At 68.6% G+C, this 23721-nt stretch carries 26 protein-coding genes and 2 pseudogenes; 20 read left to right on the plus strand and 8 right to left on the minus strand.

Going from position 1 to position 23721, the window contains the following annotated elements:
* Positions 1 to 21: 21 nt before the first annotated feature.
* Positions 22 to 348 (plus strand): site-specific integrase, encoded by a 327-nt coding sequence (locus tag AB0B90_RS18705; protein WP_362923849.1) that lies wholly within the window; start codon positions 22 to 24, stop codon positions 346 to 348.
* 40 nt (positions 349 to 388) lie between these two features.
* On the opposite strand, the gene AB0B90_RS18710 is transcribed toward AB0B90_RS18705, so the two are convergent.
* Positions 389 to 4159: a tetratricopeptide repeat protein gene (locus AB0B90_RS18710; protein ID WP_362923659.1), complete on the minus strand. Its 3771-nt coding sequence runs from the start codon at positions 4157 to 4159 to the stop codon at positions 389 to 391.
* A 171-nt stretch (positions 4160 to 4330) separates the two neighbouring features.
* On the opposite strand from AB0B90_RS18710, the gene AB0B90_RS18715 reads away from it, so the two are divergent.
* Both AB0B90_RS18715 and AB0B90_RS18720 read left to right on the plus strand, forming a co-directional pair.
* Positions 4331 to 4498 carry a hypothetical protein gene (locus tag AB0B90_RS18715; RefSeq protein ID WP_350950073.1) on the plus strand — a complete coding sequence of 56 codons (168 nt, stop codon included), beginning with the start codon at positions 4331 to 4333 and terminating at the stop codon, positions 4496 to 4498.
* 79 nt (positions 4499 to 4577) lie between these two features.
* Entirely contained in the window at positions 4578 to 4862 is a 285-nt protein-coding gene (locus AB0B90_RS18720; protein WP_362923661.1) for a hypothetical protein, read from the plus strand.
* A gap of 181 nt (positions 4863 to 5043) precedes the next feature.
* Here the strand turns inward: AB0B90_RS18720 and AB0B90_RS18725 are convergent, their stop codons facing one another.
* Entirely contained in the window at positions 5044 to 5709 is a 666-nt protein-coding gene (locus AB0B90_RS18725; protein WP_362923663.1) for a helix-turn-helix domain-containing protein, read from the minus strand.
* A gap of 95 nt (positions 5710 to 5804) precedes the next feature.
* Positions 5805 to 6545: an SDR family oxidoreductase gene (locus tag AB0B90_RS18730; protein WP_350950070.1), complete on the minus strand. Its 741-nt coding sequence runs from the start codon at positions 6543 to 6545 to the stop codon at positions 5805 to 5807.
* 98 nt (positions 6546 to 6643) lie between these two features.
* Here AB0B90_RS18730 and AB0B90_RS18735 point away from each other — a divergent pair, with 98 nt between their 5' ends.
* From AB0B90_RS18735 to AB0B90_RS18755, 5 genes and pseudogenes are all read left to right on the plus strand, one after another.
* Positions 6644 to 7195, plus strand: coding sequence for a TetR/AcrR family transcriptional regulator (locus AB0B90_RS18735; protein ID WP_362923666.1), 552 nt, complete (start codon positions 6644 to 6646; stop codon positions 7193 to 7195).
* A gap of 156 nt (positions 7196 to 7351) precedes the next feature.
* Positions 7352 to 7564: a hypothetical protein gene (locus AB0B90_RS18740; protein ID WP_362923668.1), complete on the plus strand. Its 213-nt coding sequence runs from the start codon at positions 7352 to 7354 to the stop codon at positions 7562 to 7564.
* Between the two features lie 122 nt (positions 7565 to 7686).
* A pseudogene (locus AB0B90_RS18745) lies at positions 7687 to 7794 on the plus strand (transcriptional regulator); the annotation flags it as partial.
* A 49-nt stretch (positions 7795 to 7843) separates the two neighbouring features.
* On the plus strand, positions 7844 to 8086 hold the full coding sequence (locus tag AB0B90_RS18750) for a hypothetical protein (RefSeq protein ID WP_350950067.1): 243 nt from the start codon (positions 7844 to 7846) through the stop codon (positions 8084 to 8086).
* Between the two features lie 116 nt (positions 8087 to 8202).
* The gene (locus tag AB0B90_RS18755) at positions 8203 to 9144 is read left to right on the plus strand and encodes an NADP-dependent oxidoreductase (RefSeq protein WP_362923670.1); all 942 of its coding nucleotides are present in this window, start codon (positions 8203 to 8205) and stop codon (positions 9142 to 9144) included.
* 138 nt (positions 9145 to 9282) lie between these two features.
* On the opposite strand, the gene AB0B90_RS18760 is transcribed toward AB0B90_RS18755, so the two are convergent.
* Together AB0B90_RS18760 and AB0B90_RS18765 are read right to left on the minus strand one after the other, a co-directional pair.
* Entirely contained in the window at positions 9283 to 9420 is a 138-nt protein-coding gene (locus AB0B90_RS18760) for an SDR family oxidoreductase (RefSeq protein ID WP_350950065.1), read from the minus strand.
* 180 nt (positions 9421 to 9600) lie between these two features.
* Positions 9601 to 10281 (minus strand): polymer-forming cytoskeletal protein, encoded by a 681-nt coding sequence (locus tag AB0B90_RS18765; RefSeq protein ID WP_350950064.1) that lies wholly within the window; start codon positions 10279 to 10281, stop codon positions 9601 to 9603.
* A gap of 260 nt (positions 10282 to 10541) precedes the next feature.
* On the opposite strand from AB0B90_RS18765, the gene AB0B90_RS18770 reads away from it, so the two are divergent.
* The 4 genes and pseudogenes from AB0B90_RS18770 to AB0B90_RS18785 all read left to right on the plus strand — a co-directional run bounded on the left by AB0B90_RS18770 (position 10542) and on the right by AB0B90_RS18785 (position 13554).
* Positions 10542 to 11894: a hypothetical protein gene (locus AB0B90_RS18770; RefSeq protein ID WP_362923673.1), complete on the plus strand. Its 1353-nt coding sequence runs from the start codon at positions 10542 to 10544 to the stop codon at positions 11892 to 11894.
* Positions 11895 to 12187: 293 nt separating this feature from the next.
* A pseudogene (locus AB0B90_RS18775) lies at positions 12188 to 12699 on the plus strand (SDR family NAD(P)-dependent oxidoreductase); the annotation flags it as partial.
* Between the two features lie 21 nt (positions 12700 to 12720).
* Positions 12721 to 13059 carry a hypothetical protein gene (locus AB0B90_RS18780; RefSeq protein WP_362923857.1) on the plus strand — a complete coding sequence of 113 codons (339 nt, stop codon included), beginning with the start codon at positions 12721 to 12723 and terminating at the stop codon, positions 13057 to 13059.
* A gap of 9 nt (positions 13060 to 13068) precedes the next feature.
* Positions 13069 to 13554, plus strand: coding sequence for a MerR family transcriptional regulator (locus tag AB0B90_RS18785; protein WP_362923675.1), 486 nt, complete (start codon positions 13069 to 13071; stop codon positions 13552 to 13554).
* Between the two features lie 166 nt (positions 13555 to 13720).
* Here the strand turns inward: AB0B90_RS18785 and AB0B90_RS18790 are convergent, their stop codons facing one another.
* The 3 genes from AB0B90_RS18790 to AB0B90_RS18800 all read right to left on the minus strand — a co-directional run bounded on the left by AB0B90_RS18790 (position 13721) and on the right by AB0B90_RS18800 (position 15971).
* Complete coding sequence (locus AB0B90_RS18790; RefSeq protein ID WP_350950060.1) at positions 13721 to 14542, minus strand: alpha/beta hydrolase; 822 nt, start codon at positions 14540 to 14542, stop codon at positions 13721 to 13723.
* 19 nt (positions 14543 to 14561) lie between these two features.
* Positions 14562 to 15131 (minus strand): DJ-1/PfpI family protein, encoded by a 570-nt coding sequence (locus AB0B90_RS18795; protein WP_344744621.1) that lies wholly within the window; start codon positions 15129 to 15131, stop codon positions 14562 to 14564.
* 96 nt (positions 15132 to 15227) lie between these two features.
* Positions 15228 to 15971, minus strand: a complete 744-nt coding sequence (locus tag AB0B90_RS18800; RefSeq protein WP_350949955.1) for a GntR family transcriptional regulator — start codon at positions 15969 to 15971, stop codon at positions 15228 to 15230.
* Between the two features lie 441 nt (positions 15972 to 16412).
* Here AB0B90_RS18800 and AB0B90_RS18805 point away from each other — a divergent pair, with 441 nt between their 5' ends.
* From AB0B90_RS18805 to AB0B90_RS18840, 8 genes are all read left to right on the plus strand, one after another.
* Positions 16413 to 17789 (plus strand): extracellular solute-binding protein, encoded by a 1377-nt coding sequence (locus AB0B90_RS18805; RefSeq protein WP_350949954.1) that lies wholly within the window; start codon positions 16413 to 16415, stop codon positions 17787 to 17789.
* 47 nt (positions 17790 to 17836) lie between these two features.
* Complete coding sequence (locus tag AB0B90_RS18810; RefSeq protein WP_350949953.1) at positions 17837 to 18736, plus strand: sugar ABC transporter permease; 900 nt, start codon at positions 17837 to 17839, stop codon at positions 18734 to 18736.
* Positions 18736 to 19647, plus strand: a complete 912-nt coding sequence (locus AB0B90_RS18815; RefSeq protein WP_350949952.1) for a carbohydrate ABC transporter permease — start codon at positions 18736 to 18738, stop codon at positions 19645 to 19647. Before AB0B90_RS18810 ends, AB0B90_RS18815 begins: the two co-directional genes overlap by 1 nt.
* Complete coding sequence (locus tag AB0B90_RS18820; RefSeq protein WP_350949951.1) at positions 19647 to 20714, plus strand: ABC transporter ATP-binding protein; 1068 nt, start codon at positions 19647 to 19649, stop codon at positions 20712 to 20714. Before AB0B90_RS18815 ends, AB0B90_RS18820 begins: the two co-directional genes overlap by 1 nt.
* Positions 20714 to 21790 (plus strand): ABC transporter ATP-binding protein, encoded by a 1077-nt coding sequence (locus AB0B90_RS18825; protein ID WP_350949950.1) that lies wholly within the window; start codon positions 20714 to 20716, stop codon positions 21788 to 21790. The genes AB0B90_RS18820 and AB0B90_RS18825 overlap by 1 nt, the downstream gene beginning before the upstream one ends.
* Positions 21791 to 21810: 20 nt before the next feature.
* Positions 21811 to 21987, plus strand: coding sequence for a hypothetical protein (locus AB0B90_RS18830; RefSeq protein ID WP_362923679.1), 177 nt, complete (start codon positions 21811 to 21813; stop codon positions 21985 to 21987).
* 76 nt (positions 21988 to 22063) lie between these two features.
* On the plus strand, positions 22064 to 23524 hold the full coding sequence (locus AB0B90_RS18835) for an NAD-dependent succinate-semialdehyde dehydrogenase (protein ID WP_350949948.1): 1461 nt from the start codon (positions 22064 to 22066) through the stop codon (positions 23522 to 23524).
* Positions 23521 to 23721 (plus strand): hypothetical protein, encoded by a 201-nt coding sequence (locus tag AB0B90_RS18840; RefSeq protein ID WP_350949947.1) that lies wholly within the window; start codon positions 23521 to 23523, stop codon positions 23719 to 23721. Before AB0B90_RS18835 ends, AB0B90_RS18840 begins: the two co-directional genes overlap by 4 nt.

Here is a 23721-nt window from a genome sequence, read left to right on the forward strand (position 1 = left end):
GCGGCGTGGGACTCGATCGACATCGTCGGCCTCGACCCGCACCAGCTGCGCCATTCGGCCGCCACCCACCTGGGCGAGCAGAAGGTGCCGCTCCGACTCATCATGGCCAAGACCCGCCACAAGAACCCCCGCACCGCCGTGCGCTACACCCGCCTCGGCGGCGAGGACATGGCCGAGATCACCGGCATCCTCGCCCCACCACGTCGAACCCACCAACCGCAGGTCAGATCCACATCCGTTGGATTTTCGCTGTTCGCTACGGGCCCCCTCGTCGCGGTGGTAGTCGAAGCGGAACGCTGCGGAGTGGGTGCCCGGTGTTTGCCATGCCCGTTAGGACAGCGGGAATGAGGGCCGGACTGCAGGTCTCTCGGATGGGTCCGGATCTGAGTCATGATGTTGCTGGTGGGTGGGGGTTTGAGGTGATCTGATCCGGATCCGGAATGACAGCGTCCGCCTTGGCCAGCGCGTCCACCCGGAGTGCTTCGGTGAAATTTCCGAGCGAGGTCAGCGTTTTGGTCAGTCCGCCGTAACTTCGCGTCAGGAACTCGCGGAATCCCGGATCCTTGGTGACCAGGCGACGTGCGACCTCTACCTGTCGGCGCGCCACGGGCAGCGCATCCTCGATGCGTTCCGCAAAAACCAAAGTCGCGCGCAGGCTCTCGAGCGATCCGGCGTACCTGCCCAGGTAATGATCTTCGTTCGCGTCGGCGAGCTGTTCGTAAATCTGGTTGCCTTGCCGGCAACTGTCGGCGGCCTCGTGGTACTGGCGGGTCACGACCTGGAGGTCGGCGAGACTGTGCAGGGCTGCGGCGAGACCGGATCGGTGGTAGTCGCTGGCGTCGGCTTCGGCGAGTTCCCGATAGAGCTGCACCGCTCGGGCGAGGGGAGGAAGTCCGTCCGCGGGTCGTCCGAAGCTGCGGTGAATCTCGCTGAGCACTTTCAGGGCGTAGGCGTAGTCGATGCGGTGCCGGGTGGGATCGGACTGGTGTACGGCTTCGCTCAGCAGCACTGCCTTGAGGGCCGCGGCCAGCGCTTCAGTGCGGTGGTCGAGACGAGCGTGCCGGTCGGCGAGCTTGGCCAGGGCGGTCGCGAGCGCGGCCGGTTGGTCGGCCGTGCGCAACAGTTCTATCCCTTCCGCGGTGTGTAACAGCGCCTCTGGGAAGTGCTGCAATCGTGCATATCGGTCGCCGAGGTTGACCAAGGCACGTGCCAGCCTCGAATTTTCGGAGGTGTCGAGCCGTCTCGCGAAGTCCGTGGCCTCGCGCGCCGTGTCCAGGGCTTCGTCCGGTCGGCCGATGTTGTCCAGAACCTGACTGAGGTCGGTCAGCGCCGAGACCAGCAGGGGAAGTAAGTGCCGCCGGGAGTCGATGAGCCGCCGCAGCAGTGGTTCGGCTTCCAGGCAGACCGGCAAGGCGTCGGCGTATCGGCCCAGGCTGGTGAGCACCTTGATGAGCTGTGCCAGCGACTCGGCGAGTTCTGCTTCAGTGCCCTGTCTGGCGAGGACGACCGCTTCTTCGACCGCTGCGACCGCCTGCTCTGGCTGGGCGAGTCGGAGGTGAAGCTGGGCAACCTGGTTGAGGTTGCGAATCAGCAGGATCCGGTGGCGTCGTGGGTTCGCCGCGCAAGCCTCGCGGCTGATGGCGACCCCGCGAGCCGCATCCGCCAGCGCGTCGTCGTAGCGGCCGAGATTCTCCTTCCCGCGCGACAGGTTGTGCAGGCCGTATTGCAGGAGGGCCAGATCGGTGTCCGGCGACTGCTCGGCCAGGCGCTCACGCAGCCTAAATGCCTCAGTGATGGCGGCCAGGGCCTGCTCGCATCGGTGTTGACCGGTCAGGATGGCACCCCGGTGGGTGAGGGCTTCAGCCAGCAGGGGCAGATAGTAGCCGTCGCCCTGGTCGGCAAACCGTTGCAGCACAGGCAGCGCCACGGCGTTGGAGACCAGCGCCTGGTCATAGTTACCCAGCTCCACCTGAATACCGCTCAACCGGTGCAGTGCGATGGCGAGCCCGGTGTCCTTTCCCCCGCCACGCTCGGCGAGCTCTCGTTGCAGCGTGACGGCTTCTTCGGCGACCGCAAGCGCTTCCCTGCTCTGGCCGAGTTTTATGTGGGCGGCGGCGAGATTACTCAGATCGAAGGACAGTTGCGCAAGATACCGGTCGCGATCTCGGTCGACGAGCTGCCGACTCACCCGCACACTTTCCAGGTTCCACTCGAGCGCCTCCTCGGGCTGGCTCGCCTGCCCGCTGCGGAGGACCAACAGGTGCAGTGCCACGTGGAGAGCGTCAAGGCCGTCTTCTGGGTCGATCTTGGCCACTCCCCGGAAGACGGGTAGCGCCAACCGCATCGTGGTGTACAGCAGTTGCGCGCCACGTTCGTGGTGGGTGGGGACGGCTGTCTGAAGGTGGGCGCAGGCGAAGGCGAGTTTCAGTTCGGGGTCTCGTCGCTCACCGCAGAACACCAGTGCGCTGTCCAACATGGTCGCCAGGTGAGCGTCGGGGTCATCCAGCGCCTGCTTCAGGAGCGCAGGAAGGTTCTTGACCAGGTAGCCGCGTAGCGCTGAGAACACACCCGGTCGCCGCTCCGCGGCCAATCGCAAGGTCGCGAGCAGCCGACTGCGATGGCGTGCGCTCGTCGCGCCGTGGTCGTGCACGGCGGCGATCACATCGTCGAGGTCGGCGGTGTTGCCGGCCGCGGAATCGAGTAGTTGCTCGACCAGCAAATCCGGCCCGAACGATGCCAGCGGCCGCTGTCCTGGATAGAGGTCGGCCAGCCAGTAGCAGATACGACCACGCCGTTCCCGTTGCGCCGACCCGGAAAACTCCGGCAGGGCCGCGAGCAGCTCAGCCGCCTCACCGGCTGAGGGCCCGGCCAGCACCACGGCCAGCACGGCGCGCACAGCATGCGTCTCGTGCAAATCGGCGAGCTGGTGCGCGGGCCGCAGACGAGCCCATCGGCTCTGCTCCCGAGCCAGGAGGTACGCCAGCACTTCCTCACGCATGGAGCCGGCGGACTCTGTTCCGCGGCGCCGACCGTGCACGGCCAGCAAGGAGGCCACGTGCACGAGCAACGGATTGGCGAAGTCGTCGTCGGTCAGATCAGGCACTGCCCCGACCTCGTCGATCCCGAGGTAGCGGCCGAATGCCCGCATCGCGGTCTCGGCGTGCTCCCGGCGCTCGTTCGGGGAAAGCGCATGAGCGCCCAGGTCGAGGTGCAAATTGCCGAACCCCGTCGCGGTCCGGTGGCTGGTCCGGTCAAGTTCAGCCCACCAGTGCGACCGCGCCGCCTGTTGGCGGGTCAGCAGCAACACGCGCATTCGGGGCCCGGCCACTCGGCTGGCCAGCTGTTCCAGCACGCGGCCGAGGACGGCGAGCAACTGCTCCGGGTGGTCGATCACCAGCAAGGTGGCAGACCTCGGAGTGAACTCGGTCAGCGCCTCGACGTTCGGCACCTGGCCGCAGTCCCACCCGCGCTCCCGCATCCGGGTGCCCAACTCAGCGGCGAGCCGGCTCTTGCCGGACCCACCCTCGCCAGAGACGACGCCGATGCTGAACATGCGGTCCTCGGCACACCACGCCTCCAGCTCCTCAAGCAGACCTTCTCGCGCCAAGTACGGCACCACGCCGAAGCGGGGCTGTAACAACCACACTTCTGGCGCACCCGGGGGCAGCGGCTGATACAGCGGATCAAGCGATGACGGCGCTGTCCGGGGTGTTTTCGACTCGGCCGTCCGCCCCTCGTCGGCCGCGAGCAGCAAGCCCCCTGGACTGGGGCGGTCCTCATCCTCCCGGTCCTCTCGCCGCAGGGCTCTGCGGGGGCCAGAGGTGCCTGCCTTCTCCCAGTGCGTCTTCCACCAGCGAAACTCACTCAGCCACAAGGGGTGCTTCGGGTCGTACGGCGGCAGGCGCCCGGTCAGCTCCACCATGACCTGGAGCAGCACCCACAACTGCCGGAAATCCTGGGCGACGCTGCCCCTGGCCAGCCAGCCGCTCACCGTCTGCGGGGCCAGCACCTCCAACCCGAGCTCGGCAAGCCGCCGGTTGGCCAGGTTGATCAGATCCTGTTGGGACAGCTTTCGGCTGTTCTTGGTCTGGTCCCGCAGCGCCCGCAGCGCGTCACGCAACCTCTGCCGGTCGGGCGGCAGCTGCTTGGGCCCGCTCATGGGCCTCCCGCCCGTACGGCGCATCCGGCCCATCCGGCGTGAGAGGCCCCGGACACCCCCACCACCTGGGGCTTCATCACCTCCCTCCGGCGTCTCCGACCGTTCTTCCCGCCCTGCCAGCCATTGGCTGAACTGAGGAACGTCGCAATCGGACGAGAAAAGGACGACTCGATGAACCTTGACCCTCTGGCGCTGGCCCCGATCATCGGTGTGATGTGCACGGCTCTGGCCGCGGTGCTGATGGTCCTCATTACCACCCGCGCTTCCCGATCGGCCGACCTGGCTCAGGTGTTGCGCGCTCTTGCCGAAGTACTACGCGCCATCTGGGGCAGGCGATAACGATACGTACCGTAACCGCAAGACTTCCTCGCGTCGAGATCTCAGGCATGGTCGGCTCGCTTCCCCCGACCGTTACCTGTTGCACGCCTCCCAGCGCGGTGGCGGCCAGGGGCTCGCGCTCGCCATCTCTCAGCGCGAGCACACCAAACCGCCCAGCGCATCCTGGCCGAGCACCTGCGCTGCCAGGATCCGCCTGCCCACCCTTGGTCGCGAACGTCAGCTCCAGGGGCAGCCCGGTGGTGATCGCCTTGATCGGGTCGCTGATCTGCTCGGCGGGGATCCACTGCCGCGCACCGATCAGCGCGTGCCCGACGCCGGCGGGGGTGAGAAATCGATGGAGCAGCAGCGGGAGGCCGGCGGCTGAGGAGGCCAGGGCGGTAGCCTGCCGTTCGATCTCCCGATTGATGTTGCCAAGTCCACGAGCGGACCGTGGTGGATCAGCTCCACCGCCGGGACGTGCCCTGCGACGGTGGCAACATCCGCCACCTCTTCCTTCCAGCCAGCGGCGAGCGGCCCCCTCATCGCACGAGTCCCGGGGAGCATTTTCAGGGCTGAGGTCGCTCCAGCAAGCGGGCCTGGAGCGCTTCGCGCTGGGCGGCGGTCAGCCGGTCGGGCCTGGGCTCCATGGTGTAGGTACCGCCCTCAGCCTGCAGCATGAGCGGGTCGGCCAGGTCCGGATGCCGATCGATCGTGTCGAGGGCCTCGGCCGTACGCTCGGGTGGCCACCCCAGGGATGTGGCGAGTTCGTCCAGGGTGAGCGCTCGCGCGGCGTACACCAGTGCGGCGATGACGGTCAGGGCGTCACGCACGGCGGCATCGGTGAGGCTGCTGCCGTGCATCTGCTCGCTGAGCCTGGCGAAGAAGTGATTCATCTGGGTGAGCCGGACCCCGGCGGGCGTATCGGCGCCGAAGAGCTCGATCCCGCGCCGGGTGGCCTCCGTGACGTTCGCGTGCGCCTTGGTGTCGGCCTGCCAAGCCCGCAGCCAGGCGTCCTCGTGGACGGTGTAGCGCTCCCGCCGCCCGCCGGGGTCGGAGGTCCGCCCCACCAGTTCCATCGTCTCCAGGTAGCCGATGGACTTGGACACCGAAGCTGGGCTTACCTGCAGCCGTTTCACCAGGTCGGCCGCGGTGAGGCCGTCGGCTTCCGCGGTGAGCAGGCCGGCGAGGACCCGAGAGGCCATCCGCTGCAGGCCGGTCCCTGACAGCAGCACCGCGAACTCCTCCACGAACTCACGTACTCGCTCTTGCGCGGCGTCCGGCCGGGACGCGTATCGGAGGGCATCGCCCCTGGCCGCGGGCGACCGGCTCAGTTCTGGGTCGTCGGGCGGATGACGATCTCGCTGATCTCCACGTCGCGCGGCTGTTCGATGGCGAAGGCGACGGCACGGGCGACGGCTTCCGGCGCGATGGCGTACTGGTCCATGGTGCGGCGGATCTCCTCGCGGACCTCGAGGTTGTCGATGGAGTCGGCGAGTTCCGTATGTACGTAGCCCGGCGAGATCGCCGTTGTCCGCAGCACGCCGTCGGTGGACTCCTGCCGCAACCCTTCCAGGAGGGTGCGCACGGCGTTCTTGGTCGCGGCGTAGACCGCCATCGTAGGGGTGATCTTCAGACCGGCCGTCGACACCGTGGTCACGAGGTGGCCCTGCCCCTGCTCGCGGAACACCGGCAGCGCGGCGGCGATGCCGTGCAGCACGCCGCGCAGGTTGACATCGATCATCGCTGACCAGCCGGCCACGTCGAGGTCGGCCACAGGACCGATCTTGCTGATGCCGGCGTTGCCCACCAGCACGTCGAGCCGCCCGAACTCTGTCACGGTCAGGCCGACGAGCCGTTCGAGGTCCTCGCGAGCGGTGACGTCCACGGCGCGGGTGAGGGCGCGTCCGCCGCGGTCGCGGATCTGGCGGGCGATCTCGTCGAGCCGCTCCGTCCGCCGTGCGCCGAGCACGACGGCGGCGCCTCGCTCGGCGAGCAAGCGCGCGGTGGCCTCGCCGATCCCGCTGCTCGCCCCGGTGATGGCCACGACCTTGCCGCTGATGGCTGACATGGGGATTCCCTCCACAGTAAAATGGACACGTGTCCGGTTGGATGCTCTCACCGTACCGGACACGTGTCCGTTTAACCGGCCCGCGATGCAGAGGACCGATGAACGCACCCCGCCGCCGAGCCGACGCCACCGAGAACCGCGCACGGATCCTCCAGGCCGCGCGAGAGGTCATCGCCAACGCGAACGAGGTGAGACTCAATGAGATCGCCAAGCGGGCGGGCGTCGGCCAGGGCACCCTCTACCGACACTTCCCGACCCGCGAGGCCCTGCTCGCCGAGGTCTACCGCAACGACGTGGACGACCTCGTGGCCGCCGCGCCGGGACTGCTCGCCGAGCACGCGCCGCTGCCCGCCCTGGCCGCCTGGCTGGACCGGGTGGCCGAGTACGCGAAGATCAAGCGCGAGGTGTTCGCGGCCGTCGAGGTGGGGGTGTGGCAGGACCTGTCCGCGCACAGTCTCGGCCCGATCGGCGAGGCGCTGACCAGGCTCCTGGATGCGGGCAAGGCCGAGGGCGTCATCCGCCCCGATGTGGACGCCCGCGACGTCATCCTGCTCATCGGCTACCTGACCCGCCTGGAGCCCACGGAGTGGGACGCCCGCGCCCACCACCTCCTGCGCGTCATCCTCGACGGCCTGCGCCGTCACACCTGAAGCGATCGGATCGGGCCGGGTTGCTCTCGGCGTCGAGATCATCGAAGACGTCTGGTCCGGCCGGCACCGGCAAAGCGCAGGTCCTCGGCTTGAACCAGGTGCGAGCCGAACGCTTCCCCGTGCCCGGCTCGCCGACGCGCGCGGAGCGAGCTGCGGATGACCGACCTGGCCGACGATGTCGTGTACAGCCGCAGCGGGCCGGCCTATCAGGCGGGCTCGCTGGACAAACGCGGCCTGATCACCCGCTCTCCGTCGCCGGGTGACGAGCGCAGCGTCATGGTGGCGGCCACCGCCGTCGGCCGCGCCCTGTTCGCCCAGGTGCTCCCGGGCATGCCGGCCGCGTCCGGCACCTGTTGTTCGAACCCTTGACCGGCGACGACGTCACCGCGCTCGACGCCGTCCTGGGCCGGGTCCGCGACCACATGCGCGCCGCTCCCCCCGCTCCGCCAAGCCTCGCGCTCGGCACAACCACACCGACCGAGGAGAGAGTGATGGACCGCGCGTTGCTGGCGGACTTTCTCCGGGCCCGCCGGGAAGCACTGCAGCCGGAGGAGGTGGGGCTGCCGCGGGGCGCCCGGCGTCGTACCGGTGGGCTGCGGTGATTACCTCCGGACCGATGGATCGTCGCCTTTTCTGGTCGATCGCTGGTTGAGCGACCCGTCGGCGCGTGAACGCTACCTCGTCGAGGCGGGTGTCCCCGTTCGACACCGCCCGAGGTGCTATCGGCATGTCGCACTGGGCGGGTCGGCACTGTATCGCCACCTGCTGATCTGTCCGGCGGAGCGCCAGACGCTGCTGATCTTCACGGCTGCCCCCGGCTCCGCCGGCCACGAGAAGCTCCGTGCTCCGGCCGCCGCGAGCAACGAGGAGAGTTCTGCCGACCGGCGTTAACCCCGGCCGAGACGGATGTCACCCGCCACATCACATTTGCTTCGAATTCGAAACATGCTAGTTTCAGAAGTGCTTCGAAGTCGAAGCACAACGGATTCAGAAAGACGAGGCTCGTCATGAAGGCAGTGCGTTTCCACGAGTACGGCACCCCCGAGGTCCTGCGCTACGAAGACGTGGACCAGCCGGTCCCCGGCGCCGGCGAGGTCCGGATCCGGGTGGCGGCGACGTCGTTCAACCCGGTCGAGGGCAACATCCGCGCCGGTGTCATGCAAGGCCCCATCCCGATCCGGCTGCCGCACACCCCCGGCATCGACATCGCAGGCACGGTCGACGCGCTCGGCGAGGACGTGACCGGCTTCGACGTCGGCGACCGGGTGATCGGCGCCCTTCCGCTGACCAGCACCGGCGCGGCCGCCGAGTACGTCATCGCCCCGGCCCGGATTCTGGCGGCAGCCCCCACGAGCGTCCCGCTGGTGGACGCCGCCGGACTACCGCTGGTCGGGCTCACCGCGTGGCAGGCGCTGTTCGACCACGCGAAGCCGACCACCGGCCAGCGGGTGCTGATCAACGGCGCGGGCGGCGCCGTCGGCGGCTACGCGGTGCAGCTGGCCAAGAACGCCGGCGCGTACGTGATCGCAACGACCGGCCCACGCAGCTCCGAGCAGGCCAAGACGGCCGGCGCCGACGAGATCCACGGTCCCGGGATCCCGGAGCTGTCCGAGCCGGTCGACGTCGTGCTCAACTTCGCCCCGATCGCCCCGGAGCAGATGGCCGCTCTAACCACCGTGATCCGGGACGGCGGCGTGCTGGTCAACACCACCGTGTGGATGCCCGCTGCGTCCGACGAGGCCCGCGGCGTACGGGGGATCAATCTTTTCTTCCGTCCCGACGCCGAACAGCTCACCCAGCTGGCGACCCTGCTTGACGCCGGCAAGCTGCACCTCGGCGCGACCCGGCGGGTGCCGCTGGCCGGACTGGCGCAGGTGCACGCCGAAGTCGCCACCGCCCCGATCAACGGCAAGGTCGTCTTCGTCGCCCCCGGCGCCACCCTCGACTAGAGGAAGGCACTCGGTCCCCACCGCGCGTTCGCCGCAGTGCTCGCCCCTATGGCTGAAGCCGTGGCGGGTTGCACACCCCGGTGGCCGGTGACGTCCCCGCACACCGGCCACCGCGGACCGGATCCGTGTACCTCCTCGTCAGAGGAGTACGCCGCCGGAGACCTCGATACGCTGGGCAGTGACCCAGCGCAGGCTCTCGGAGGCCAGTGCGGCGATGGCGTCGCCGATCTCTTCGGGTTCGCCGACGCGGCCGAGCGCGTCCTGGCAACGTGACACCGGCGACACCGGCGCACGACCTCAGGCCGGGGACCTGCGCTCCGGGCTGACGTCCATTGGTCACCGCTACGCCGACCAGAGTGCGGGCCAGTGCTCCGGCCTTCAGGCCGGAGGTTGAGGCCCGCGCGGGAACGCCCGCCATGGCGCGAGCGTGCCCTGACCTTCCTGCGACGACGCGGATCAGAGGGTCGCGGCGAGGGGAAGACCGGCCAGCAGGCGGTCGCGCAGGGCGTCGCCGCGGATGCCGAGCTCGGCAAGGTCGTCGGGGCCGGGGGCGCCGGTGACCAGCAGTTCGGGTACGAGGAGGCGGCTGAGCGGAACCTCGGGTGCCGGGTCGACCAGAGCGCCGATGGAGGCGGTGGACAGGTCGAGGTAGGCCGGCGCGAGGGTCCTGCCGTGGAGGGTGCCGGTGACCAGGTCGGGGCAGAACTCGTTCCAGAAGAGCGAGACGGTGGTGCGCAGGTCCCCATGGATCATCACCAGCTTGTCGGTCATGTCGCCGACGAAGGTCTCGGCCGTCACGTGGCCGCGTACGACCAGCTTCGCGTCGCCGGCCAGGTAGATGTTCCGCGCCCGCAGGTTCCCGAGGACGACCAGAGCGGCGGCCCCGTCGTCCACATCGGTGATGTTCCCGTCGACGACCAGGTCACCGTCCACGATGTACCCGGTTGCCGCCTCGGGCGTGCCCTCCCGCCACGGCGTCCGCTCGTGCTCGTCGAGGGGGAGTTCTCCGGTCACCGCGGCCGACCCCGGAACCAGGATGTACTCCTCCTCGTAAAGGTTCTCGTAGGTCTCCTTCGGCAGCCCGCGCTGCTCGAACAGGTCCACCGCATCGTCCCAGGCGAGGTAATTCGATCGCATGCGCGCGACCATAGCAATGAAACGCAGTCGTACCGTCTCGAAACCGACGTTGGATGTGGCGCGTACATTGCTGCGGCCCCCAACGATCGAGCGGAGGCCCAGTGGCCTGCTCACGTATCCAACCGGCCCGCGACGGTCCGTTATGCCCGTGGCCTCATCCGGCCACCCGCACGCCCTTGCCGGTAGTGGGGCACGGCCGGATACTCAAGGCCGCTGACGAGCTTCGCGGCGGATCCTCCTACGGAATGGGACGTGATCGCATGCCCGATGAAAGCACCAGCCGGGACCAGGCCAGAGCCGAGGCCGACGCCCTCGCCGCTTGGCAGGCCATCCCGTACTCCGTCTCCCCCGAGGAGGCGCAGCGGATCTCCCGGGCGTATCTGGACGAGGCCCGCGAAGAATTCGAGGAGCAGACCAGCCGGCTCTCCCAAGCCGACCAGGACAGGACTCGCCAGATCGAGGCGCAGCTGAACGCCAACGGCAGGCAGGTGTACGCCAACGCGAGATGGTGGGGTTTTGAGATCGTCCTCAACGCCGCGGCCGCCCAAGCCGCCGCCGAGATCTCGGAGTTGGTAGGGGAGATCGTGGCCATGGCCGTCCGTCCCAGGACGCTCGGCCGGTTGATCGAGCTCTCCTTCCAGATCCGTTCTCTCATCATCCAGATCGTCGGCAGGGACCACGGTTGTCGGCTGGTGTCGCCCTGGTTCGCCCCGGGGATGCTTCTTCCCATCTCTCTGGCCCCCAGGCAGGACACCTCGCTGTGGTGGACGACCATGAACACCTCTCACAACTGGAGCGAGAACGAGAGATTCCCCGGCCACCTGTCCAGGTCCAATCCGGCGCTGGCCGAGTTCCGCGGCCGGCTGTACGCCGTGCACCGTGGTGACCGGGACGAATCGCTCTGGTGGACCGCCTACGACCCCGGCAGCAACGAGGGCTGGAGCGACAATGTCCCCTTCCCCGCCCATCGCAGCGCCGACGGCCCTGCCCTGGCCGTTTACAACAACTTCCTGTACTGCGTGCACCGCGGCGGCGGCAACGACAGGAGCCTGTGGTGGACCCGCTTCGACGGCAACCGCTGGAGCCCCGACACCCGCATGAACGGCGCGTCCAGCCGAGGCCCGGCCCTGACGACCTTCAACGGCATGCTGTACTGCGCCTACCGGGACGCCAACAGCGATCAGATGTGGTGGACCCGCTTCAACGGCACCAGTTGGAGCAACGACCAGCCGTTCGGTAGCCACTTCACGGCCTCCAACCCCGCTCTGGCCGTCTACGGCGGCGTGCTGTATTGCGTGTTTCGCGGTGGAGGCTCCGACCACTTCCTGTGGTGGACCAGTTTCGACGGCACGCGCTGGAGCAGCGCACGTCGGCTGCCCGCCCACCGGAGTGCGGAGGGCCCTGCCCTGGCCGTCTTCAACAACAGGCTGTACTGCGTGCACCGAGGCTCCGGCGACCAGAGCCTGTGGTGGACCAGCTTCAACTCAGCCAGCTGGAGCCCCGACATCCGGCTGCCCGGCCACCTGAGCGCTCAAGGTCCCGCCATCGTCTCCTACCGCGAACCCTACGGCACCGAAGACCAGCTCTTCTGCGTGCACCGCGGTCATGGGTAGAAGCCGCCACTGCCGCCTGTGAAAAGGCGTGCTGCGCGTTCTTCGCGTTCCACGTCACCAGCGACGGCGAGCAGGTGATCTGGGACTGCGCCGTCAGCGACAACGACGCCGCACGCGCTCTGCTGGAGGAAGTACTGCGATACCCATCGCGAACGGTTCGGTATGGAATCGATCTGTGCCGTGCCGGAGTTCGCGCCGTCCACGTACTGGGCGGGTGCTGTCAGGGCCGTCGACGAGCGGCGGCGGATGCCGCGCTTGCGTTCGAGCGCGCTCGAACTCCTAGCATCGCCGGCATGACATCTCAACCAGGGGCTCAAGAGACTCAGCGGACATGGATCATCACTGGCGCGTCGGCGGGCTTCGGTCGTGCCATCGCCGAGTGCGCGGTCGGGCGGGGCGACAACGTGGTGCTGGCCGTGCGGCGGCCCGGGACGGTGGCCGACCTGGTGGACGCCCATCGCGACCAGGTGCTGGTCGCCGAGTTCGACGTGCGTGACACCGGGCGCGCCGGGGACGTCGTACGGTCGGCGGCCGAACGGTTCGATCGGGTGGACGTGCTGGTGAACAACGCCGGCCGCGGGGTCGTCGGCGCGGCCGAGGAGGTCGGCGAGCAGGAGCTTCGCGCGTCTTTGGAACTGCACCTGCTGGGTCCGGCGGCGCTCGTGCGGGCCGTCCTGCCCTACTTTCGCGAGCAGGGGTCGGGCACGATCGCCAGGGCGGGCGCGTCTCCTTCCCCGGCGTCGGCGCCTACTCGGCCGGCAAGTTCGCGCTCGAAGGCTGGTCGGAGGCGCTGGCCGGCGAGGTCGCGCCGTTCGGGGTCCGGGTGATGATCGTCGAGCCGAGCCGGTTTCGCACCTCGTTCAACGCGCCCGGCGTGCTCGGGGTCGCCGACGCCGGCGCCGTGTACGCCGGGCTGCTGGAGGCCGTCCGCAACGACATGGCGAGCGCCGACGGGATTCAGGAGGGCGATCCGGTACGGGCCGCGGAGATCATCGTGGACCTGGTCGCCGGTGAGGAGCCGCCGCTGCGCCTTCCGCTCGGGCGTGAGGCGGTCGAGCGCATCGGAAGGTCCTACCGGCAGAACCTGGAGGAGCTCGAACGCTGGGCCCCTGCCGCGCGTGCCGCCGACTTTCCCGGCGCCCCCGCGTCCGTCCGGCCGATCTAGAGTGTCGCCATGGCCACGGACGATCTGATGTCGAGGGCGCTCGCCGCCCTCGACGAGGTCGACGGCCCGATGTCGGTCGAGGTGATCCACCGCCTCGTCGACGTCGGCGCCGCCACCGACCTCATGACCATCGCGGAGGTCGCCGACCTGCTTGACATGTCGCCGCACACGCTGCGCTACTACGAGCGGATCGGACTGGTCGAGGTGGCCCGCGACGCCGGCGGCCACCGCAGCTACGACGCGGAGACGGTACGGAGGCTGGTGTTCCTGACCCGCATGCGCCTGTCCGGGATGGCCATACGCGACCTTCAGCACTACGTGCGGCTGGCCGATGAGGGCGACGACACCGTCCCCGAGCGCCTGGACCTGCTGCTCGAACACCGCGAGACGATCCGCCGGCAGCTCAAGGAGCTGACCCTGTCGCTGGCGGCGACCGAATACAAGATCGCCACCTACGGCGGCCACGCCGGACCGTCGTCAGCGGGCAAGGCCTGACCCGTTCGGCACCGAACCGCGCCGAACGGGTCCACCGCGCCCAGTCGGCACGGTCCGCCTCGTCACTGCGGCGAGAGGCAAAGCCCCATCATCGTCCTGGCAGTTCTTGACGGTGGTGCAGCCGTGTCCGCCCTGCTTGAGCACGGCTGCGGACCTGTCGCAGCGATCAGTCACCTCGTTCCCGGCCGAGGAAGCACGACAGGAGTCGCCTGAAGTCGTGCGGGTGCTCGAGCGCCGGCACGTGCCCGCATCGGCCGAGCACGTGCAGACGGACATCGGCCAGGTGTTCGAGCAGGGGCAGGGCTGCCGTCTCGAGCGGGGTGACTCGGTCCTCGGCGCCGTGGACGAGCAGCACGGGCGCGCGGATCCCTGCCAGCGTCTGCGCCGAGAGGGTGAGATCGTCGGCCCAACGTGCCCTGGGAGGAGGGAACAACGACGCGAATGCGGCCGCCCCCTCTCGCATCGCGGCCGCACGGGCGGCGACGGCCGACTCGGTCACGAGCGCTTGGTCGAGGACGAGGCGACTCAACATGTCTCGTGCCCCGGGCACGCCGGCGGGGGCGGCCCAGAGCGCGTCGAGGTCGGCCGACAGCGGCGCCCCGGGGGCGCCCATCGTCGAGACCGCCACGACACGGGTGACCTGCCGGGGACGCGCGGCCGCCAACGCCAGCGCCACGGCACCGCCCATGGAGTGGCCCACCACGGCGTAGTGCTCGACACCGAGAGCATCCATCAGGCCCGCGGCCTGCTCGGTCCACAGCCGGAGCCCACCCCTGGAGCCCGCCGGCATCGGGGTACGGCCGAACCCCGCCTGGTCAGGAGCCACCAGGCGCCAGGACGTGCCCAGCGCCTGGGCCGTCGTCGCCCAGGCTCCGGACCCGGTCGTACCGGGTCCGGAGCCGTGCAGCATCAGCACCGCGGGCCCGGTGCCGCTCTCCATGACGTGGACGGGAGAGCCGTCGACGGTGACGGTCCGAAGTGTCGTCACCGAGACCGGCCAGGTGTGCTCATGCGGACGCGGAGTTGATGGACTTGGAGAAGACGTCCATCATCGCCCGGCCGAACTGCGGCATGTCGGGCCAGCCGCGGCAGGAGACGAGGTTGCCGTCCACGACGTCGGGGGCGTCGATGACCGTCGCGCCCGCGTTCTCCATGTCACCGGTGATGGGGGGAAAGCACGCCGTCTTCCGGCCCTTCAGCAGCCCGTACACGGCCGGGACCTGCGCGCCGTGGCACACCAGCGCGATCGGGAGGTTGCGCGCGAAGAAGTGCTCGGTGATGCGCCTGACGTCGGCGTCGACCCGGATCCACTCGGGGGCACGTCCCCCGGGGATGATGAGGGCGTCATAGCGCTCGACGTCGACGTCGGCCCAGGGCACGTCGACCGGCAGCTTTCGGCCGTTCTTCTCCACGTAGGCGTCGGAGTTGGGGTCGAACTCGTGGATGACAAGCTGAACGTCACGCATGGTGCGTGACGAGACGTCAACGTCCCAGCCCCCCTCCTGCACACGGTAGTAGGGATACATGGTGTCGAGCTCCTCGGCGGCGTCGCCGGTCAGGAGCAGCGCTCTGGGCACCTGCTTCTCCTCGCATCTGGGCGGGTGAGATGGATCCAATCCGATCCGATCCGATCCGCTCCGGTTGGGTTAGCATTCCTCGGCCCGGCCCGCTCGTCAAGCCTTTGCCGCCATCGAGTCCGCGTCCTGGGCCTCGTCGAACAATCGCCGGAACCGCTCACCCGACAGCAGGATGTGCCGACGCATGGCGTAGGCGGCGGCGTCGGGATCACGCGCGGCGATCGCGGCCAGAACCTCTTCGTGCTCGGCCATGGCCAGGTGAGTGACCTGGGTGTCGTGCAGAAGCCGGAACAGGTGCACGTGCGTGTGCAGGCGAGCGAGCGCTTCGCGGATGACCTGGTTCTCCGCGCTCAGGGCGATGAGATCGTGAAAAGCGGCGTCGCGTAGCCCGAAGGCGCCATAGGCCATGGCCCCGTCGCCCCCCTCCAGCTCCGCCATCTCCTCCAGCATTCGTCGCATACCGTCCACCTGCTTCGAGGATGCGCGTTCGGCGGATCTGCGCGCCGCCGCCGGCTCGAGGAGCAGGCGGACCTCAACCATGTCCTCGAATCGGTCACGGGTGATCTGGGGGGGAATGCGATAACCGGCATGGGGCACACGCACGACCAGGCCCTCGGCCTCCATGCGGTTCAGAGCGTCTCGGATCGGTGTCTGCGAGACCCCGAGCTCTCGCGCCAGGGCATCGATCGTGACGCGGGAGCCAGGCTCGATCCGTAGCGACATCAGCTGTCCGAGCAGCGTGTCGTACACCTCGTCGGCAAGCCGGCCGCGAGATCTTCCCGGCGGCGTTCCGCCTCTCATGGCCCCACGGCGCCGCGCGATCACCGCTTCGTCGTCCATCGTGACGTGAGGTCCTTTCTTGCGCCTTCGGGAACCTGTTGACATCGGTCGCAACGCTACGGGATATTGACGCCCCCACCCGGATCGTATAGGAAAGGTGACGGATGCCAGCCATCCTTCACCAATCGGGGAACCGCCCGCCATCGCTCCGCTTCGATCAGTTGGAGCTCCCATGAGCATGCTCGACGTCCTACTCGATTCGCCATCGGGCCCACAAGGACCGAAGGACCTCTCGACTGCCTGAAGCCCATCACGTCGCGGCGTACTCGTGACGCCGGTCCGCGGGTCAGCCCCTGCGACAGCCGGCAACACGCCCGAACAACCCAGCAACTGCTCGGCGAAGCACATAGCAGGGCTCCAGAAGTTCCCACCCCCCAGAAAGCAGGCAAGAGGATGCGGTATCCCAAGCGGATAGGACGACTGTCCGTTCCCACTCGAAAGGTGCAGCTGGCGACGATGGCCATGGTGATGGCCACGACCATGGCGGCTTGCGGTGGCCAGGACGACGGCGCGGCGAGCGCCCCCAAGGCGCCGGCGGACATCCCGGAGCTCACCAAGGACCCGCTGACCCTCAGCTTCATCTGGTTCGAGTGGCCCCCCGCCAAAGCTCTGGAAGACTTCGCGAACGCGGAGTACACCAAGGAGCGGTCGAACGTGACCATCAAGGTCAACACCGTGCCGAACGCGAACTGGCACGACGCGATGTTCACCCAGTTCGCAGCGAACAAGACCGACTTCGACATCCCGATCCTGGACTCGCAGCACATCGGCGAGGCCGTGACGAACGGCAACATCCTCGACATCACCGACTTCGTCAAGAAGAACATCGACGTCGACGCCTACAACCCGTACCTCCTGGCGGCCTACGGCCAGTACCCCCAGGCGGAGACCGGGCAGCGCGACGAGAACGCCAGCCTGTACGGCCTGCCACTGCTCGGCGACACCTGGACGATGATCTACCGCAAGGACCTGATCGGCGACAAGCCGCCGCAGACCTGGGACGAGATGATCGCAGCCGCCGAGAAGTGCCAGACGGACAACCCCGGCGTCAGCGGGCTGGCCTTCCACCAGGCCAACGGCTCCGACGCCGCGGCCGTGACCTACAACACGGTCAACGGCGTCTACGGCGGCAAACTCTGGGACTCCAAGGCGCGCAAGATCGAGGGCGTCATCAACGACGCCGCGGGCCAGGAGGCGATGGACGTCCTGGTCAACAAGATGAAGCCGCTGACCGCCGCGGGCTCCGGCAACTGGTTCATCGACGAGGTGAACGCGGCGGTCGCCCAGGGCAAGGCATGCATCGCGTTCAACTGGATCGCCGCGAGCGGTGGCCTGCTCGACCCGAAGGAGTCGACGCTCGGCACCACGCGGGAGGAGATCCTCCAGAAGCTGGGCTTCGCCACCCTGCCGAAGCAGAAGACGGACCTGGTGCCGCTCGGCGGCATGGGGATGCACGTGTCGGCCTACTCCTCCCCGGAGAAGCAGGCGGAGGCCCTGAACTTCATGAAGTGGTTCGAGCAGGCTGACATCCAGAAGAAGTGGGCGGCCGCCGGTGGTGTGCCCGCGCGTACGGACGCCCTGGCCTCGCCCGAGTTCCTCAATGCCGGGCCGTTCAACCAGGTGTACGCCGACTCGGTCACCCGGATGCGGGACATGTGGAACGTGCCCGAGTACGCGCGCCTCATCGACATCGAGAACACCAACGTGAACGCGGCTCTCAACGGCGCGAAGAACCCGAAGGACGCGCTCAACGACATCGCCAAGGAACAGCAGGGCGTGCTCGACTCCGCCGGCCGCAAGGGTGGCGGCGGACTGTGAGTGACCCCGTCTCTCTGACGACGGACCACCCGGTGCAGGAGGCGTCCGTGACGCCTCCTGCACCGGGGCGGTCCCGCCACCTGAGCGACCGCTGGCTCACGGTGGCCTTCATCTCCCCCGCGTTGCTGCTGTTGCTGGCGATGTCGGTTTTCCCGCTGCTGTGGGCTTTGTACCTGTCGTTCACCGACTACTCGGCCACCCGAGGGGGGGCCGCCACCTTCGTCTGGTTCGAGAACTTCACCGCCATCCTGACTTCGGCGCAGGTCCACCTGAGGGCCTTCACGACGTTGATCTACGTGGTCGGTGCGGTCACCCTGCAGACCGTGCTCGGTTTCTCCATCGCGTACCTGATCTCACGGCGCACGCACGGGCGAGGAGTGCTGACCACGCTGTTCCTGGTTCCGATGATGCTGTCGCCGGTCGTGGTCGGGCTGTTCTGGCGATTCATGCTCGACGCGCAGTTCGGCGTGATCAACAGCATGCTCGGCTCGCTCGGCCTGGGGCAGGTGGAGTGGCTCACCCGGCAGAACACGGCATTGATCTCCCTGATCGTGGTCGACACCTGGCAGTGGACGCCGTTCATCATGCTCATCGCACTCGCGGGCCTCACCGCGGTCCCCAAGTACCTGTACGAGGCCGCCTCGATCGACCGGGCGTCCGAGTGGTTCCGGTTCCGCACCATCACTCTTCCGCTGGTGTGGCCGCTGCTCCTCATCGCCGTGCTGTTCAGGGCCATCGAGGCATTCCGGCTGTTCGACCTCGTCTACATCCTCACCAGCGGAGGTCCGGGAGTCTCCACCGAGACGTTGTCGTTCCACGTCTACAAGGTCGCTTTCCTGGGCTTCAACACCGGAACCGCCTCGGCGTACGGGATCCTCATGGTCCTCGTCGTCATCGTCCTCGCGCAGCTCTACATGCGCTACCTGAACAAGCTCAAGGAGGACTGATGGCCGTCTCCGTCGACGAGGCCGTGTCCCCAGGTCCTGTCCAGGATCACCGGCCCCCAGGGCGCCGCTTCGGCGGCCGGGGACGCGCCGTGCTGGAGGTCGCGCTGCTGGCCGTGCTGGCCACCGTGATGCTCTTCCCGGTGCTGTGGATGATCGAGACGTCCATCAAGGAGAACCGGGACGTCTACGCCATCCCGGCCAAGTTCTTCAACTTCACGGTCACGTTGGACCATTTCAAGGACGTGTTCGTCGCCTCCGGTGGCGGTCCCTCGACCTTGTCCGGCGCGTTCCTCAACTCCGTCGTGGTCGCCGGGGTCTCCACGGTGCTGGCCACCGTGCTGGGGGTCCCGGCGGCCTGGGCCTACTCACGCTTCGCCGTGAAGGCCAAGAAGGACCAGCTGTTCTTCATCCTGTCCACCCGGTTCATGCCGCCCGTGGTGGTCGTGATCCCGATCTTCCTCATGTACCGCCAAGTCGGACTCTTCGACACCAAGCTCGGCCTGATCCTCATCTACACCGCGTTCAACGTCCCGTTCACGATCTGGATGATGAAGGGGTTCGTCGACGAGGTGCCCGCGGAGTACGAGGATGCCGCCATGCTCGACGGTTACACCCGCCTGCAGGCGTTCTGGAAATTCACTCTTCCCCTGCTCCTGCCCGGCATCGCCGCGACGGCGGTCTTCGCCCTCATCTTCTCGTGGAACGAGTTCGTGTTCGCCATCTTCCTCACCTCCAGCGACGCCGTGCGGACGGCCCCGCCCGCCATCGCCGGCCTCATCGGCGGAACCACTGTGGACTGGGGTCTCGTGGCCGCCGCCTCCATAGTGTTCGCCCTACCGGTGCTCGTCTTCGCCTACCTGGTGCGCAAGCACCTCGTCGCCGGTGTGACGCTCGGGGCGGTGCGACGCTGATGGCGGGCATCGAGGTGACCGCGCTGCACAAGCGCTACCCGGACGGGACGGTCGCGGTCGAGCACGTGGACCTGTCCATCGCCGACGGCGAGCTGTTCGTGATGCTCGGCCCTTCGGGCTGCGGCAAGACGACCACGCTGCGGGCCATAGCCGGCCTGGAGAGGCAGACGACGGGCGACATCCGCATCGGCGACACACTGGTCAACGACCTGCCGCCCGCCGAGCGCGACATCGCCATGGTGTTCCAGTTCTACGCTCTCTACCCGCATCTGAGAACCCGCGACAACCTGGCGTTCCCCCTGCGGGCCGAGGGACTGCCCAAGCAGGAGGTGCAGGAGCGGGTCGACGAGGCCGCCCGGCTGATGCGGCTCGGCCCGCTCATGGACCGGCGACCGCACCGGCTGTCCGGCGGGGAGCAGCAGCGCGTCGCGCTCGCTCGCGCCCTGGTGCGACGACCGCGCGCGTTCCTCATGGACGAACCCCTCACCAACCTGGACGCGGAGCTGAGGGCGGACATGCGCACGGAGATCAAGCACCTCCAAGGGGAGCTGGGGACGACGATGGTCTACGTCACCCACGACCAGGTCGAGGCGATGTCGCTCGGTCACAGAATCGCCATCCTCAACAAGGGCCGCGTCGAGCAGGTCGGCACGCCGCTGGAGGTCTACGACCGTCCGGCGAGTCTCTTCTGCGCCGCGTTCATCGGCTCCCCGCCGATGAACCTGATCGAGGTGGAGCTGGCCGACGGGCAACTGCGCAGCAAGAGCGGACTGGCCCTCACGCCACCGCCGAACCTGCCGCGCGACCGTTCCCTGATCGCGGGCGTCCGGCCGGAGGCGCTGGAAGTCACGGAACCGGGGGCGGAACGTTCGGTCCCGGCCCGCGTGGTCTCGGCGGAGTGGCTGGGCGACGAGATCATCTACGTGGTCGACCACGGCGACCGGCGCGACGCACGGGTTCGAATGCCACTGACCGTCCGTTTCGCCGCCGACGCGCCGGTCGGGCTGCGGCACACCGGCGGGCCCCCGCCCGTCTACGACGCGAGCACGGAAGAGCTGGTGGCCTGATGGGAACCGTGGCAGTGCACGGGCTGTCCAAGTCCTTCGGTAAAGTCCAGGCCCTCGACGGGGTGACGCTGGACGTGCCGGACGGCTCGTTCTTCGTCGTGCTGGGGCCCTCCGGGGCAGGCAAGACGACGACCCTGCGAGCGATCGCCGGCCTTGAGAAGCTCGACGCCGGGTCGGTGCACCTGGACGGGAGAGACGCGACCGGTGACACCCCGGCCGCACGCGACCTGGCCATGGTCTTCCAGAGCTACGCCCTCTACCCGCGACTCACGGCGTACGAGAACATCGCCTCGCCACTGCGGGCACGCCGCTGCTCTTCCAGCGAGATCGCCGCCGCCGTCGAGAAGATGTCGAGTCTGCTGCACATCGAACGCCTGCTGCAGCGTCGTCCCGCGCAGATGTCGGGCGGTGAGATGCAGCGTGTCGCCCTGGCCAGGGCACTGGTCCGTCGCCCGCGCGCGTTCCTCATGGACGAGCCGCTGACCAACCTCGACCTCAAGCTCCGCGTCGAGATGCGCACCGAGCTCACCCGCATCCACCGGAGCCTCGGGGGAACCTTCGTCTACGTGACCAACGACCAGGTCGAGGCCCTGTCCATGGCCGACCAGGTCGCGGTCCTCAAGGAGGGGAAGGTGCAACAGGTCGGAACGCCGGCCGAGGTGTACGAGCGTCCGGCCAACCAGTGGGTCGCGGGCTTCGTCGGGAGCCCGGCGATCAGCCTGCTCGCCTGCCACGCCGAGGGAGATCGCCTGGTCGGGGCGGAAGGCTGGACGCTGCCGCGGCCCCGCTGGACCACGGCCGAGGACGGTCGTCCGCTGCTGCTGGGCCTGCGCGCGGAGGACCTGTCCGTCGAGCGGCGTGGGAGCGCGTCGTTGCCGGGTGAGCTCTACGGCCTTGAGCCGCTCGGTGACCGGACGGTGGTCGACGTCCGGGTGGGGACGGAGATGCTCAAGATCAAGGCACGACCCACCGTCACCGGTACGCCGGGCGAGCGGCTGCTTGTCACGGTCGACCTGGACCGTGCGCACCTGTTCGACGCGGACACCGGGCTGGCGCTGTCCGAGGCCGGGAGGTAACCGCGCGGGGCGACGTCGACATGTGCCCCTACGAGGCGATCGAGCCTCGGCGGACCGTCACTGGTGAGCACGGCCTGACGACGCCGAAGCAGCCATGGCCCGAGAAGGCGATCGGTGGCGCGGGGCGTCGCCTCTCGGCCAGGGCCGAGGCCACGTTCGACCCGCTCGGCGACCTCGACCCCGACGAGGTCGTGTGACCCGTTCGTCAACGCGCGTGGCGCGACCGCGGAGGTCACGCCGGACATCACCAAGCACATCACAGGAGGCGACGCGATGAGTGACCCGATGAACGTCCTGGCCCCCGAGCACCGGCGGCTCCGGATCGGCGACGCCTGGCGCGACGCCGCCGGCGGAGCCACCTTCGCCGTCGAGGACCCGGCCACCGGCAAGACCATCGCCGAGGTGGCGGACGCCGACGTCGTGGACGGGCTCGCCGCTCTGGACGCGGCGAGCAAGGCGATGGCGGAGTGGGCGGCGACCTCGCCGCGAAAACGGTCGGAGTTGCTGACCGCGACGTACCGGGCACTGACCGAGCGATCCGAGGAGGTCGCCCGGCTGATAACGCTCGAGATGGGCAAGCCGCTCGCCGAGGCTCGCGGAGAGGTGGCCTACGGCGCCGAGTTCTTCCGTTGGTTCGCCGAGGAGGCGGTGCGCGTCGAGGGACGCTACAACACCGCTCCCGCCGGTGGATATCGCATCCTCACCGTACCGAAGCCGGTCGGACCGTGCGTCTTCGTGACGCCCTGGAACTTTCCGCTGGCCATGGGTGCCCGCAAGATCGCTCCTGCGCTGGCGGCGGGCTGCACGACGATCACCAAGCCGGCGGCCCAGACGCCACTCACCATGCTGTTCCTGGCCCGCATCATGGAGGAGGTCGGCGTTCCCCCGGGCGTCGTCAACGTCGTGACGACAAAGCGTTCCGGCAAGGTGGTCTCGGCACTGCTGGCCGACCGCCGGACCCGCAAGCTTTCGTTCACCGGGTCGACCGAGGTCGGGCGCGTGCTGCTCCGACAGGCGGCGGACAACGTGCTGCGCACCTCCATGGAACTGGGCGGCAACGCGGCCTTGATCGTGTGTGCCGACGCGGACCTGGATGTCGCGCTCGACGGTGCCATGGTGGCCAAGATGCGCAACATCGGGGAGTCCTGCATCGCGGCCAACCGGATCTACGTCGAGGAGCCGGTGCGCGAGGAGTTCACGGCGCGCTTCGCCGAGCGGATGGCCGCACTCTCGGTGGGCCACGGTCTCGACGACGGCGTGAACGTCGGGGCGCTGATCGACGAGCCCTCGGTCACCAAGATCGACGAGCTCGTCGCCGACGCGGTCGATCGCGGCGCCCGTGTCCTGGTGGGCGGCGAGCGTCCGGAGGGGCCGGGCCACTTCTACCCGCCTACGGTCCTCGTCGACGTGCCCGAAGACGCGCAGATACTGGAGGCGGAAATCTTCGGCCCGGTGGCGCCGATCATCTCGTTCACGTCCGACGACGAGGTGATGGCGAAGGCCAACGACACCGAGCACGGCCTGGCCGGATACGTCTTCACCCGTGACCTCCAGCGGGCGCTCCGGTTCGCCGAAGGGCTGGAGACGGGGATGATCGGCATCAACCGTGGCCTGATCTCGGACCCGTCGGCTCCGTTCGGAGGCGTGAAGCAGTCCGGGATCGGCAAGGAGGGGTCGCACGAGGGCATCTTCGAGTACCTCGACGTCACCTACGCCGCGATCGACCTACCGTGACCGGCCTGCGGCTCCGGGTGCCCGCCGAGGATCACCGCATCGCGATGGACCCGAGGGCGCCCGGGCACGACCGGATCCGGGAGTCCGGCACGCGCCTGCGCCACCCGGCAGCCAACCCTGCCGACGCCGTCCCGGTCTCGCAGGTGACCTGGACGTCCGCCCAGCAAATCACCGCCGACGTTCCAGAGAGGCACTGA

Source organism: Streptosporangium sp. NPDC049078 (assembly GCF_040648855.1).
In the GTDB taxonomy this organism is placed as follows: Bacteria; Actinomycetota; Actinomycetes; order Streptosporangiales; family Streptosporangiaceae; genus Streptosporangium.

What these genes read in the sequence shown, in the direction of transcription:
- AB0B90_RS18710 (WP_362923659.1), bottom strand. Translation starts at nt 4,159, where the DNA reads ATGAGCGGGCCCAAGCAGCTGCCGCCCGACCGGCAGAGGTTGCGTGAC.
- AB0B90_RS18715 (WP_350950073.1), top strand. Translation starts at nt 4,331, where the DNA reads ATGAACCTTGACCCTCTGGCGCTGGCCCCGATCATCGGTGTGATGTGC.
- AB0B90_RS18730 (WP_350950070.1), bottom strand. Translation starts at nt 6,545, where the DNA reads ATGTCAGCCATCAGCGGCAAGGTCGTGGCCATCACCGGGGCGAGCAGC.
- AB0B90_RS18735 (WP_362923666.1), top strand. Translation starts at nt 6,644, where the DNA reads ATGAACGCACCCCGCCGCCGAGCCGACGCCACCGAGAACCGCGCACGG.
- AB0B90_RS18740 (WP_362923668.1), top strand. Translation starts at nt 7,352, where the DNA reads ATGACCGACCTGGCCGACGATGTCGTGTACAGCCGCAGCGGGCCGGCC.
- AB0B90_RS18755 (WP_362923670.1), top strand. Translation starts at nt 8,203, where the DNA reads ATGAAGGCAGTGCGTTTCCACGAGTACGGCACCCCCGAGGTCCTGCGC.
- AB0B90_RS18765 (WP_350950064.1), bottom strand. Translation starts at nt 10,281, where the DNA reads ATGCGATCGAATTACCTCGCCTGGGACGATGCGGTGGACCTGTTCGAG.
- AB0B90_RS18770 (WP_362923673.1), top strand. Translation starts at nt 10,542, where the DNA reads ATGCCCGATGAAAGCACCAGCCGGGACCAGGCCAGAGCCGAGGCCGAC.
- AB0B90_RS18780 (WP_362923857.1), top strand. Translation starts at nt 12,721, where the DNA reads ATGATCGTCGAGCCGAGCCGGTTTCGCACCTCGTTCAACGCGCCCGGC.
- AB0B90_RS18785 (WP_362923675.1), top strand. Translation starts at nt 13,069, where the DNA reads ATGGCCACGGACGATCTGATGTCGAGGGCGCTCGCCGCCCTCGACGAG.
- AB0B90_RS18800 (WP_350949955.1), bottom strand. Translation starts at nt 15,971, where the DNA reads ATGGACGACGAAGCGGTGATCGCGCGGCGCCGTGGGGCCATGAGAGGC.
- AB0B90_RS18815 (WP_350949952.1), top strand. Translation starts at nt 18,736, where the DNA reads ATGGCCGTCTCCGTCGACGAGGCCGTGTCCCCAGGTCCTGTCCAGGAT.
- AB0B90_RS18820 (WP_350949951.1), top strand. Translation starts at nt 19,647, where the DNA reads ATGGCGGGCATCGAGGTGACCGCGCTGCACAAGCGCTACCCGGACGGG.
- AB0B90_RS18825 (WP_350949950.1), top strand. Translation starts at nt 20,714, where the DNA reads ATGGGAACCGTGGCAGTGCACGGGCTGTCCAAGTCCTTCGGTAAAGTC.
- AB0B90_RS18830 (WP_362923679.1), top strand. Translation starts at nt 21,811, where the DNA reads ATGTGCCCCTACGAGGCGATCGAGCCTCGGCGGACCGTCACTGGTGAG.
- AB0B90_RS18835 (WP_350949948.1), top strand. Translation starts at nt 22,064, where the DNA reads ATGAGTGACCCGATGAACGTCCTGGCCCCCGAGCACCGGCGGCTCCGG.